Source organism: Thermogutta sp., assembly GCF_014359955.1.
GTDB lineage: Bacteria > Planctomycetota > Planctomycetia > Pirellulales > Thermoguttaceae > Thermogutta.
In genome coordinates, this window is the sequence record NZ_JACIYL010000030.1 from 1 (window position 1) to 13,378 (window position 13,378).

The 13,378-nt window shown below is 56.7% G+C and carries 8 protein-coding genes and 1 pseudogene; all 9 read left to right on the forward strand.

Translation table 11 applies throughout. The features are described 5' to 3' along the window. The first annotated feature begins 33 nt into the window (after nucleotides 1-33). Nucleotides 34-3,345 carry a PDZ domain-containing protein gene (locus H5U08_RS01925; protein ID WP_297029569.1) on the forward strand — a complete coding sequence of 1,104 codons (3,312 nt, stop codon included), beginning with the start codon at nucleotides 34-36 and terminating at the stop codon, nucleotides 3,343-3,345. A 264-nt stretch (nucleotides 3,346-3,609) separates the two neighbouring features. Then, nucleotides 3,610-4,479 (forward strand): hypothetical protein, encoded by an 870-nt coding sequence (locus H5U08_RS01930; protein ID WP_297029570.1) that lies wholly within the window; start codon nucleotides 3,610-3,612, stop codon nucleotides 4,477-4,479. Nucleotides 4,480-4,713: 234 nt separating this feature from the next. Further along, the gene (locus H5U08_RS01935) at nucleotides 4,714-5,754 is read left to right on the forward strand and encodes a cytochrome c (protein WP_297029571.1); all 1,041 of its coding nucleotides are present in this window, start codon (nucleotides 4,714-4,716) and stop codon (nucleotides 5,752-5,754) included. 34 nt (nucleotides 5,755-5,788) lie between these two features. Beyond that, nucleotides 5,789-6,790 carry a COX15/CtaA family protein gene (locus H5U08_RS01940; RefSeq protein ID WP_297029573.1) on the forward strand — a complete coding sequence of 334 codons (1,002 nt, stop codon included), beginning with the start codon at nucleotides 5,789-5,791 and terminating at the stop codon, nucleotides 6,788-6,790. A gap of 119 nt (nucleotides 6,791-6,909) precedes the next feature. Beyond that, a complete protein-coding gene (locus tag H5U08_RS01945) occupies nucleotides 6,910-7,869 on the forward strand; it encodes a protoheme IX farnesyltransferase (protein ID WP_297029575.1) in 960 nt (319 codons plus the stop codon). Nucleotides 7,870-8,013: 144 nt separating this feature from the next. Further along, on the forward strand, nucleotides 8,014-9,099 hold the full coding sequence (locus H5U08_RS01950) for a uroporphyrinogen decarboxylase family protein (RefSeq protein ID WP_297029576.1): 1,086 nt from the start codon (nucleotides 8,014-8,016) through the stop codon (nucleotides 9,097-9,099). 236 nt (nucleotides 9,100-9,335) lie between these two features. After that, entirely contained in the window at nucleotides 9,336-11,507 is a 2,172-nt protein-coding gene (locus H5U08_RS01955; protein ID WP_297029578.1) for a PQQ-binding-like beta-propeller repeat protein, read from the forward strand. Then, nucleotides 11,507-13,114 (forward strand): cellulase family glycosylhydrolase, encoded by a 1,608-nt coding sequence (locus H5U08_RS01960; protein ID WP_297029579.1) that lies wholly within the window; start codon nucleotides 11,507-11,509, stop codon nucleotides 13,112-13,114. Before H5U08_RS01955 ends, H5U08_RS01960 begins: the two co-directional genes overlap by 1 nt. A 73-nt stretch (nucleotides 13,115-13,187) precedes the next feature. After that, nucleotides 13,188-13,378 (forward strand): annotated as a pseudogene (locus tag H5U08_RS01965) (AAA family ATPase); the annotation flags it as partial.

The window sequence follows — 13,378 nt, forward strand, 5'->3', positions numbered from 1 at the left end:
TCCCGTGGAGTGTTCGGCAGGACGGAGGCCCGCGTGGCGGCCGTCGAACGGGGCAGTCCCGCGGAAGCAGTGGGCTTTCGGCCAGGCGATCGGATCATCAGAATCGGATCACGGGAGGCCACATCGCCCCAGGAAGTGGAAGCCGAACTGGGGCGCTGCTTGGAACTGCTCTCGCGCGATGAGAGGGCATTATCTAACTCAATAAACCATATTTACTATCCTGCGAACTTTGGTACCGATAGTGAAAAAGTACCCGCCGTTAGTGTTAGCATTCTCCGCGGCGTTGCGGAACCGTTTGCGGGACATCCTCACCCGGATTTGTATGTCGATGAGAAAAGCCCCCATCCGGCCGGCCGATTCGGCTGCACGATTTGTCATGGAGGTGTGGGGCTGGCCACGGATGTGGCGGGGGCGGAGCATTTTCAAAAGCAGTCTGAATTTAAAGAAACGGCCACCTCTTTCGCGGCCTCGATCGATCCCATGCCGCCGACCTCACTCGTGGAAAGCCGTTGCTTGCGGTGTCACGAGAGGGTGTTTGATCTTGTCGAAACACGGCGACAGGAGGATTCGGTGGCTTCTCAACTGGTGACAGGCCGGCGACTTGTCGAACGATACGGATGCTATGCCTGCCATCAATTCGGCAGCGATGGGGTTGGCAGGGAGCGATTGGCCGCCGATTTGCAACTGCGCGGTCCGGCTGCGGAAGTGGCCGAGGAAATCCTCGCCTGCAGGCCGCCGCAAGGTGTGGCAACTGCTGCTCGGCAGGTCCTCCAATCGCCCGGGAATTCCAGGGGCGTCGAGGCGTTGAAAAAAGAACTGGAAGCCTGGCTTTCGGATCTCTCGAAAGTCCCGCCGCGATCTACAGAAGAGCGGATCCGCCAACTGGAAATCCACCGTCTTGCGGGAGTGCTTCGCTCTTCTCAGACGAGGTCGGACGGCCTGGGGAAACCCGGCCCCAGTTTGCGGCATGTAAGTGATCGTCTCACCCGGCCGCAGTTGGAGGCGATCATCGCAGATCCTCAGAGTGTTCTTCCGGGGGCGAAGATGCCCCGTTTTTTCGGCATTAATCCGCCGTCGTCTCATGCCGAAGTTGATGTGAACGGATTTGCCGCTGCGGAAATAGCGGGCATTGCGGAATACCTTGTGGCGCGGAGTCGCTCCGTTGAATCGTCGGCGCAGACAGGTTCTGGCCCCACGGCGGCCGCAGAAAATCCCACGACGAATCAGGTGGGTTGGGGGAAAATTCTGTTTGAAACGCAGGGTTGCCTGGCCTGTCATACCCATCGGGAATTTCCTGCCGCTTCGCCGGGACCGACTCTTGGCCCCGATTTGTCCGACCTGGGAAGCCGCTGGACTGGGCCGCGAGCCAGGGAATGGCTGGAGCGCTGGCTGGAAGACCCACGGTCGCTCAACCCCGACACGCGAATGCCCCGTCCCCAGTGGCGTGAGGATTCCTGGCTCTACAGGCTCGCTGGTTCAGAATCGGTAGTGGGCAATCCGCCGGGTGGCGAGAATTCCTCCGCACGTACTGCACCCTGGACACCGCGGTCTTTGATTCGGGCACTGGCGAGCTTCCTGTTGCAAGGAAGAGAACAAAACATGGATTCTGCCCGGCCCACCGTTGACGATACTCAAATCGACGCGGCAGTGACCGCTTATCTGGCGGAAGAATTTGGCCTCTCGCAGGCCCGGTTGTACGCTCAGCACGGCGTGGCTTCCGAGGAAATTGAACGGCTCAGCCCCGGCTTGGCTGTGGAATTAGCCGAGTTAGTGGCACCGCTTTCGCGGGAGAAAAAGCTGCGTTATTTGGGACGCAAGGCTATTGCCCGATACGGGTGCTACGCATGTCACAGTATTCCTGGCTTCGAAGGCCAAGCACCGATTGGCCCGGATCTTTCCACCTTCGGTCAAAAGCCCGTAGCCCTTTTGGATTTCGGTCATAGTGGGCAATTTCTGCAGGAAACGGCGGCGGGGAGCGCTCTCTATCGCGAAGCGAGCTATCGGCCGGAACTGGTGACGCTACTAGGGATGCGCCGTCGGGAAAGCGGGCTGTGGCTGAAACTGACGCAGCCCCGGGTTTTCGATTACGGGATAACATTCCAGAGTCCTCTCCATCGACTGCGGATGCCGCAGTTTCCCCTCACGCGAGAGGAGCGCTGGGCCATCATGACGTTCGTGCTTGGGTTGGATGGATTTGAGGCACCCCCGGAGTATTCACCCTACCAGGATCCGCGAAGGGGGGCACTCGCCCTGGGCAGGATGGTGATCGAACGTCACGGCTGTGAGCGGTGTCACATGCTCCGTCCGGAAAAATGGACTTTTCGCTATCTGACAGAAGAGCCGCCTGAGCCGCCGATGGCTCCGCAGCCGGAAACCCAAACGCAACCACAAGACATCGTGGGCTCCGCTCAAGCGAAGGGAGAGCCAGTTTCGGCGCCTCTTTCCGTGTTCAGTTTTGGCGTGGTTGTGGGACGTCCGCAGCGTGATTTCTCGGGTCGTCTTCTCGAAGATGTTGACGACTGGGACAATCCGCTTTACTTTTTCGAACCGTGGCGACCTGTGCGAGTTGGGAATAAGATTTGGCCTGTGGGACAGGCTGCCCTCCCGATCGCAAAACCGCAAATCACCGGCATCACTCCGCAGGATGGTGGTGCATGGGCCAACCAGCTCTACGGTCGGTTGGCGGAGTATGCGCAGCGACTGACGCTCAACGTGGGGCCTTCCGAGTTGTGGGGGGCCGTTCCACCACCGCTCTGTTATGAAGGGGTGGCCGTTCAGGAAGCATGGTTGCGAGCGTTCCTCCGCAGGCCGGTTTCCATTCGTCCGGCGGTTCCCCTGGCCATGCCCCTGTACGAGTTGAGTGCCCAGGAGATCGATTGGCTTGTGGATTACTTTCAGGCTTTGCATTCGATGATGCCGGAGCAGGAGGAGCCAGTGGCACGGCAGCCGGAAGCTGCGGTCCAGCAGCAGGAGCAGGAGTGGTTCCGTCGGCTCGAGTTGGCGGAAAAACTGATCCACGACACGAAAACGTACTGCGGAAAGTGTCATCGCTTTACGGCCGTGGGCGCTGGGGATCTAGCCACGCCGAACGAAGCGCCTGCCCTCGATGAGGTGTATCGCCGATTGCAGGCCACTTATATCAGCGAGTGGGTGAAGAATCCCCGGGCCATTCTGCCGTACACTGCGATGCCGATCAATTTTCCGCCCGGCGAGGAGCCCCTTGACCGAAGTGTCTTCGATGCGCCTCCCGACCAGCAGCGCCAGGCTGTGGTGGATCTCCTGCAAAATTACGATCGGTATTTGCGGCAGAAGTGTCTTTTTTCGCCCGATGCTTCGGGCGAGTAGGCCACGGAGTCGCGGCCCTGACCAACATCGGGCGAAGCCAGTAGTAACCAGCATTTGGCCGGAAAGCCCCTGGCGCCGTACAATGGGAAGATGCCACCCGGCCGACGCCAGAACGCAATGCGGGCAACCGCTTTATTCCTGAATGAGGGCCCCCAACCAGCTTTTGATACCCCCACTGAGTGCTGCCCGTGTATAGCAATGCTTCCGAATTGTCATCGCGGAGGGTTCAACAAAGGTCGCGGCGGAACGGTGAAAGGTGATGCCATGAGGAACGAATTGCGGCAAACACGGTCAAAAGGCGTTCATCCTGCGGGACACTTCATTTCACGATCCCGACACCGGCGGGAATTTCTCAAAAAGCTGGCGGCGCTGGGAACGCTCTTGAGTGTTCCACGACCTCTTGTTTCTTCCACTTTGCTGGGCGAGGGAGCCGGGCAACTGGGGGAGTTAACCGGAAGATTCATTTACGTGGGCACACCCCCGGAACGAAAGAAACTCAAAGTCGATAAGGATGTGGATTGCTGCGGGAAGTACGACATCCGGGACGAATCACTGATGGTGGGGCCAGATGGCGGACTGGCCAACGTTTACGTGTATCTGCGGAGCCGCGGTGTTCCGATCCCCCCCGGGCTGGCCGAAAAATTTCCCAAACGCGTGACTTTAGATAACCGGGACTGCATTTTTAAACCGCATTGTTTGGCGATTTGGTACACCGTTCAGGAATTTTATATTGTCAATTCTGATCCGATTGCCCAAAACGTGGCCTTCACCCCTTTGGGTGACTTGCCCGCCAATATTATTCTGGCTCCGGCCCCTGGTGAAAAAACAGACGCCACGTGGCGATTTCACCGCAGTCAAACGGAGCCCGTCCACATCGTGTGCAATTACCATCCCTGGGAAAGCGCCTATATTCTTCCGCGTGATAACCCCTATTTCGCGATCAGCGGGAGTGATGGAACATTTCACATTCCTTACCTTCCGCCGGGCGAATGGGAATTCCAGCTTTGGCAGGAACGCGTGCGGCAATTTGAGTTGCCCGGCTATCCGCGGGGGCGTTTCACGGTCACAATCAAGCCTGGCCTGAACGACCTGGGCACAATTCGTGTCAGTCCCGCATCGCTTCGGGTGACCTGAATATTCAGTATGCTGCGTGGATCAATTGTGTTAATGATTTAACTGTGCAACATGACATCGGCACGGGATGTTGTATCATTATTCAATATGATTTTCGCTGGCTCCGAAATATCGTTGACGAGAGCGTCACGTGGCAGAGGGTCGGCTGGCCGGAAGTCTGTCACCTGCGCAGTCTTGCTCGTCCTATCACTGAGTTTGGCTGGATGTAGTAAGCCGCGACCTGTGGAGTTTCGCTTGAACACGGAGGGACGCGATCCTGCGTCTATCTCGCCGGCCCAGCGTGAGGCGATTGTCAGCATGCTCACGGATCTCTTCGGCACTCCCGATGAGCCTCGTGTTCCACCCGGTGTCCATCTCGATCTGGAGCTTCTTCGGCGGGCCGCAGGACCAACCGGCCGCGATTTCAGCGGGGTGGAGCGGGGCCTCTATCGCAAGCATTGCGCCGTGTGTCACGGAATATCGGGGGATGGAGCAGGGCCTATCGCGGCGATGCTCAACCCCTATCCTCGCGATTTCCGCTATGGGATTTTCAAGTACACGTCCACCGTACTGGGGGCCAAGCCCACGCGGCAGGACCTCGAACGGACCATCCGCCGCGGCATTCCCGGAACAGGAATGCCGTCCTTTGCACCCCTGCCCGATGAAGATATTCAGGCACTTATTGAATATGTCAAATATCTTTCCATCCGCGGCGAAACCGAATTGTATTTGTTGCGGCTGGTGGTTGATGAGAACGAACTGCTTCCCCTCAACAAGGAAAGTGTCATCGACGAAGGGGTTCTCCCCGTGGCCGAAGCATGGGAAATGCCGGAGAAAGATCCCGAGCACTGGGTGGTAAAGCCGCAGCGGCCACATCTTGACGAGGCTCAGCTCAAGGCGGCGATCGAGCGCGGGAGACTCATCTATCAGGAACCACGCTCCCAGTGTGTGAAGTGTCATGGGCCGGAAGGACGGGGCGATGGCGAGCAAACCGATCTCTACGACGACTGGAACAAACCGAAAAAAGGTGTCACCGACGAACAGACGCGGGAACTTTCACGCTGGTTTTCCCTGCCCTTGCAGCAACTGAAACCTCGTAACTTTCAGGAGGGGATTTTTCACGGAGGCGGCCGTCCCGAGGATATCTATCTCAGAATCTATGTGGGGATCAAAGGCACACCGATGCCTGCCATGGGGCCGGCTCCCGGCCAGCCCGGCATTCTTACGCCCGAAGAAATCTGGGACCTTACATTCTATGTGCTGTCTTTAGCGCGAAAGACGGACCCAAAAAAGTAAAACTCGCCCTGTAAAAATTGAGTTGGATAGTTCTATGGAGCGTGGTGGTTCGGTTGACAGAGCGGCTGAACGAGGAACACGCTGGGCCTACCGGCTGGCCTGGGTCCTGTGGGCTGTGACCTTTCCACTGATCTGGATGGGCGGTTTTGTCACCACCTACAACGCTGGCATGGCCGTTCCCGACTGGCCCAATACTTACGGTTATAACCTGTTTCTCTATCCCATAGAAAGCTGGCTCAAAACCTGGGATATTTTCCTGGAACACAGTCACCGTCTGATTGCCTCCGCGGCGGGGTTTGTGTCCATCGCGCTGATGGTCATCCTCTGGAGGACGGGCTCCGCCCTGTTACGGCGGCTGGGTGTCGTGGTGTTTATCCTTGTATGCGTGCAGGGAATCATAGGAGGACTGCGGGTACTGGGACAGGAGCTTCTTCTGGCGAATTTGCATGGATGTGTCGCACCGCTTTTCTTCGGCCTTGTCACGGGAGTCGTCGTTGTCACGGGGCACGCGATCGCAGGTCCGGATCAATCGAAAGGACTGGGCGAGTGGTCGCTTTTTCGCGGTGGGGCAGCGTGGCGATTCCTGCTTGTGATGATTATCTATACCCAGATCGTCATTGGCGCCCAACTCCGCCACCTTCCGCCCACGCTGTCGCCACAGTGGGCGTTTTTCTGGACGATTGTCCACCTGATTTTCGCCGGTCTTATTGGGGTCGCCCTTGGCATCGTATGGTGGCGCGACCGGCGTGAGGATCGCTCAAAGTTACTCTGGCTGAAAATCTTGGGGGCGATCTATGCGGTACAGCTTACGCTTGGATTATTCACCTGGGTTGTCAATTATAACTTTCCCATTTGGTTTCTGAATTATTTCCTTGCTATTTCCTATACCGTCGTGCACGGGGGAGCAGCACAGGCACTCGTCACGACAGCACATACCGCGACGGGATCGCTGTTATTGGCCGCCGGTGTTGCTTGCTGGCTCACGGCTGGCCTGGATTGGAGTCCGCGGAACGTGCGCGTGCCGTCACCTGGCTGAGACCACCTTCAAGGCTGCATCGGGACAACCGTCAGGCTTTTAAACGGGAATGGTCATATAACAAACATCACTAACAGAAAGCGATGGACGTAAACTATCTGCAATAAGTGGTAATGAGCATGAGTAACCCTGGAGAACAAGTTGCGAATACTGTCGTGGCCATGGGCAATAAAAACCGGGAACTTGCCCGCCAGAACTCCTCGCCGGAAGTGGGCGTCGCGGGATGGCTTCAGGAATGGCAGGCTTTCCTGCGGATCCGCATCCTATTCAGCATCATCGCCACCATGGTCACAGCCGCTGCGCTGGCCGCTGAATCCGCGGGAGTTGACACGGCAATAGCGGCCAAACTGGTCAGTTTGATTGCCATCATTGTTGGTGCAGTCATTTTCAATCAGGTCCTCGAGAGTGAGTCTGACCGATTGATGCCGCGCACATCCCATCGACCTGTTGCTGCCGGCAGAATAAGGCGAAGTTGGGCGACCGTTTTGGGAGCCGTGTTGACGCTGATGGGCACGCTGGGATTGCTGGTGTCGGGCGACGTTGTCTTGTTTGTTCTGGGATTAGCAGCCTGGGCACTCTACGTCATTGTTTACACGCCTCTTAAGAAAAAAACGAGCTGGCAAACACCGATTGGTGCGGTCGTCGGGGCTGCACCGGTCATCCTGGGGGCGGGCTTGGTGCATGGCTATCACGTGCCCCAGGTGTGGACGCTCTTTACGCTCATTTTTTTCTGGCAGTTTCCTCATGCCATGGCGATCGCCACGCTGTATCAGGATCAGTTTGCGCGGGCTGGTATTCGGGTGGCACCAGTTGCCGACCCCAGTGGCCGACTCATGCGTCTCTATACCGTCGCCGGTCTGGTGGGATTGCAACTGTGCGTCATAGGATCGGTGATTTGGGGGGCCATCAATGCTGCGATGGCCAGCCTTTTGACCGCCGGGACAATCTATTTGACTTTCCCAACTATGGCGTTCCTTCGCAGCCCGGACCAGTTCCGCAGTCGCCAGCTTTTGCGGCACACGCTTGTGTATCTGTTTCTTTTAATCCTCATCTTCGCTGTGTTCCGGTGGTTCCATTGAACGAGCGCCGCGCAGTGTTGCCGGGAGAGGTGGCAGTGCGCGTCTCGCTGGCACAGGAGGTCTCGCCCGCGATTCTTTCCCACTCCCCAACGTGGTACGATAGTTACAGGGAAGACACAACACGTGCTCTGCGGGGGTCGGACCATGCGCGATGATCAATGGCAACAGTTGCAGCGCCTGATTGCAGGAGACAGCTCAAAACCGGCCGTGGGTTTCATCATCGATTCACCCTGGCTGCCGGGATGGTGCGGCATGACGATTCGCGAGTACCTGTGCAGCGAAAAAAAGTGGCTGGCGGCGAACCTGCGCGCGGTCCAGACGTTCCCGGACGTCTGGTTTATCCCCGGTTTTTGGGCGGAATTTGGGATGTGCACGGAACCATCCGCTTTCGGGGGACGCTGCCGGTTCCCGACCAATGAGTTTCCCCATATCGAGCCGGTTTTGCGAAGCTGGAGCGACGTCGACACGCTGACCTTGCCGGATTGCGAGCGCGATGGCCTGCTGCCATTCGTGCTGGAGCGCCTGCACCAGACGGAACCGCTGATCCGCGAGGCGGGACACCGCATCCGGTTTGCCGTCAGTCGCGGCCCTTTGAATATCGCCTCCTACTTACTGGGCCAGACGGAGTTTCTCCTGGGCCTTAAAACCGAGATGGATCGGGCACATCGGCTCATCGGGTTGATAACAGCATTCATTAAAAACTGGCTGACGTGCCAAAAAACACATTTTCCTGATATCGATGGCATACTTATTTTGGACGATCTGATAGGTTTTATCGGCAAAAAAGATTTTGAAGAATTTGTTGTCCCTTATTTGCAGGACATCTTCGCGACGTTGGATGTGAGCGTCAAGATGCTGCACAACGATGCCCATGGTCTGATTACGGCCCGGTATTTGCAAGCCATGGGCGTCAATGTTTTTAATTTTTCCCATGAACATGATATGGAAGACGTCAGAGATCTGGCAGGGCCGGATGTTGTGCTTATGGGCAATATCAGTCCCCGTGATATTCTCGCGGCGGGAACTCCGGAGGACTGTCGCCGAGAGGTTCGGCGGATCTGGGAATCGCTGACGGATCGATGCCGAATCCTCTGGTCGGCGGGAGGCGGCATGCCACCCGGGGTCAGTTCGGAAAATATTGAGGCCGTTGTATCCGAGGTGAGAAAACTTTCTGCACAGGTGGAAGCACCGAATGCTCCGCGCGGTTCACTTCGCACCGAAGCCAACTGAGTATCCTACCACTTGCTTGGAGCGTAAATCAAAGACAGGTGGACAATCAAGCGGTCTGCCACACCAAAAACGACATGAAGTATTCAGGTCGATAACGTGAGGTAATCCTGTCGTGTTGAGATCTGTTCCTCATGCTTTATTATGACATGTGGAAAGTTTTAGAGTTTTTAATTGCCAGATCATTTGAACGCTGCACACACGGTGGAATCGGTTTGGAACGGACCGGTGACCGTTTTGTGCGCCTCTTGTGCTTGATTGTCGTCGTCATCGTGAGTTTCGGCGAGCATGCGCCAGGTCAAATCATCGGCCTGTCGCTGACGCCGGAATATCAGCTTTCCAATGATATTCGGGTCAATGAGGCGGATGGCACTGTGCGGACACGCTTGGCGGAGATTGAAGAGGCCATCAAGGGCAGGCACTGGGATGAAGTGGTAGCGGGTATCCGGGAAGTCGTCACCAAAGCGGGGGATGATCTCGTCAATGTGACGGCCAGATTGAAGGGCGTCCCGCCGCGATATATTCCTGTCAGGGAGTATTGTCAGCTTCTATTAACTCAGTTACCGCAGGAGGGATTAGAAAAATACCGGCAGTTGGTGGATTCCAATTGCCGACTGTGGCTGGAAAAGGGGCTGCAATCGGAGGACGAATCGCTCCTGCGTCGTATTTGTGATGCTGAACTGGCCAGCAATTATGCCGACATGGCTCTGTGGTATCTGGGGGAATGGTCGTTGCAGGCGGGGCTGCCGGATCAGGCCGAATTCTTTTGGCGGCAGCTCTTGCCGGTTGATCGGCGGTCGGGTGAGTTGTTCACGTGGCGGTCCGTTGCGACATGTCGGTATTCGGCAGCGGCTGTTCGTGCCCGACTGATTTTGGCGACTATCTTGGCGGGCAGGCTTTTCCAGGCAAGGCGAGAACTGGCTGAGTTTGCAACGGTTCATTCCGGTGAGCGCGGTCGCATGGCAGGACGCGAGGCGGACTTGACCGCTACTCTGACGGGTCTTCTGGCAGATGCCGAACACTGGCCACAGCCGCCGGGCGTCAAAAGCTGGACCACATTTGCACAGAACGGCAGGCGATTGCCTCAGATAGACAAAGAGTTTGATATTATCGGCATAGCCTGGCGAGCAACACTGCCCCCGCTGCCCCGGGCGGTCATCACCCAGTGGTCGGAAGTTCCTTCGGCACGGCTGCTGGCGGAAAACCAGCGGCCGCTGGCATATTTCCCAGTAATTGCCAAAAATGCTGTATTTATTGCTGGATTAGATCGCATATATGGTTTTAATTTGGAAAACGGCCAGCCCCTGTGGGGTCTGAAATCGCCAGAAATATTCTCGGCAATTTCCGAGGATCGCGAACAGCTTATTCCCGTAAACACAATTGGCGCAAGAAGAACGACAATCACCGTGGATCGGGACGAGTTGTTTGCGCGACTTGGTTCACCGGTGACCATCCAGCCTGCCCTCCTTCCTGATGCGGTACGCCAAAAGAATGTTTTGGTGGCTCTCGACCTGGACCAGGAGGGAAAGCTGCTGTGGTCCCGCGATCCGCCCGAGGAAGGGTGGGCCTTCGAGGGGGCACCGCTGGTTGTCGAGGACAATGTCTATGCGGTCTTGCGGCGGGCAGACGTGCCCTCTCACATATATCTCGCGTGTCTCGATCGGGAAACCGGTGATAGAAGATGGTTGCGATTTATTTGCGCGGCGGATACTCCCGGGCGATCCATGCTTTATGAGATGACTCATCTTTTGCCGACGGTCGCCCAGGATACTGTTTTCCTGACCACGAATGCAGGGGCTGTTGCCGCAGTTTCGCGGGAGACGGGAGCCATTCGATGGATCACCTGTTACCCGCGGATCCAGCGGGGAGACCTGGCCGTTTGGGAGCCTTTTCGCTATCGGGAGCCAAATCCCGCCGTCTATTGCGATGGTGAACTTTATGTGGCGCCGACGGATACAACAAATGTATTGGGAATAGATGCGTTTACTGGAACAATCCTGTGGAGTACAGGATCAGACGGGGAAAGAATCGAATATTTGATCGGCGTTCTCAATGACCATCTTATTGCGGCAGGGGATCGGCTGTACTGGATCGCGTTGCACGGTCCGCAGGCCGGCAGAATTGTCGCGCGGTGGCCAATGGGAGCGGAGTATCTCGGACATGGGCGAGGAATCATCGCGGGAGGCTCTGTTTACTGGCCGACGCGCGGTGCCATTTATGTGATCGACGGACACACGGCCGAACCCAAACGTGTTATTCCACTCAGTCCCTGGCACGTGGAAGGTGGGAATCTCGTCTCTAGCGAGGGCTACCTGTTGGTCGCTTCCTCACGGGAGATCGTTGCATTCCGGACCGCGCCCATTTCGGTCTCTGCGGTGGGGACAGATGCATCAGCCAGAAGGAGTAAATAATGAAAACGTTGTGGTGGCATATATTCGCGATTATAAGTATGTCCCTGAGCAGTGCGGCGGTGTATGCTCAGGAGGCCGTCCCAGTTCTGCGCTGGGATTTTGAAAACATTGTTGAGGGACAAAACGCCCCCCCGCTGCCGCCCGGCTGGATTCCTTCCTCGCAGCAGGGGATCGCGGTGGAGCGGACGGGCCAGGGCAACATGTGCCTGCACGTGTGGGTTGATGAGGCCGGTGGATCGCAGAGCCGGAATATTCGCTATCGCTTGCCCGTTGACAAACTGCGTGGGCAGCGTGTTCGGATCAGTGCGATCGTTCGCGCGAAAGCGGTTTCGCAGCCCCCTAATCCGTGGAACGGCATCAAGTGTATGCTGCGTATGGAATCGGGAGGGGAAATCCAGTGGCCACAAATAAAACTGCCGGTCGGAGACTTCGACTGGCGCCCCGCCCAATTGGTGGTGGCCGTGCCGGAAGATTGCCAGCAGATCGATCTCATCGTGGGCCTGGAAAATGTGACGGGCGAGGTGTGGTTCGACAATATCGCGGTGAACATTATTCCCAGAAAGAAACTCAATTGTCAGAACGGGGAAGTATTTAAAGGCCACAATCTGCCCCGTTTGCGTGGGGCCATGATTGGTCCGCATATGACCGATGCCGACCTGCTGGAATTCGGCAAGGTCTGGAAAGCCAACCATATCCGCTGGCAACTCATTTGGAACGGTTTTCCGCATAGTCCCGCCGATACTGCCACCCTCGACGAATATCGGCAATGGCTGGATGGCGCATTGCAGCGACTTGAAGCTGCTCTGCCGGTTTGTCGGGAGGCCGGAATTTTGGTGACAATCGATCTCCATACTCCGCCGGGTGGCAGAAATAAAGCATTGGAGTGCCGTATCTTCCACGACCGCGAGTTTCAAGAAGCGTTCATGAATATCTGGGAAAATATAGCACGGCGTTTTGTGCATAGCGACGTGGTCTGGGGATATGACCTGGTGAACGAACCGGTCGAAGGATCGGTCCCAGACGGGTTGATGAACTGGCAGCAGCTCGCAGAGGAGACGGCACGCCGTGTCCGCGCGATCGACCCCAGGCACGCCATTATCATTGAGCCGGCTCCGTGGGGAAGCCCCTCATCGATCGCGCTTTTCGATCCCATCGATGCACCGGGTGTAGTATACAGCGTTCACATGTACGTGCCGCACGCGTTCACTCACCAGGGGGTCTATGATAATCCAATGGGTATTGTCTATCCGGGGACTATCGATGGTAAATGGTACGATCGGGATACGTTGCGCAGGGTGCTTGAGCCCGTTCGGCGGTTCCAGGAGGAAAACGGGGTCCACATTTATATAGGTGAATTCAGCGCAATTCGCTGGGCACCGGGAGATAGTGCCTACCAATACCTGAAAGATTGTATTGAGATTTTCGAGGAATTTGGCTGGGACTGGGCATACCACGCTTTTCGGGAATGGGATGGTTGGAGTGTGGAGCACGGGCCCGACCGCAATGACAGAAGTCGAACAGCGACACCGACGGACCGGGCTCTTCTCCTGCGATCTTGGTATGCCAAAAACGTCAAACCCGAGTTTTCCGAGAGGAAAAATGATTAACGGGCTTACCATAGTGGTGGATCTGATATTTACCATTAATTGGGAATCAGCTTCTGAATAAAAGGATAGTGGCATGAACGGCGATCAGAAGGCGCTGGAACAGCTCACGAATGCGTATGCCCGGATCACAAGCGAGCTCTCCAAAGTCATTGTCGGGCAAAAGGATGTCATCGAGCAGCTCATTATCGGGTTATTTTCTCGGGGGCACTGTCTCTTGGTGGGTGTCCCGGGACTGGCCAAAACGTTGATGATACGAACCCTGGC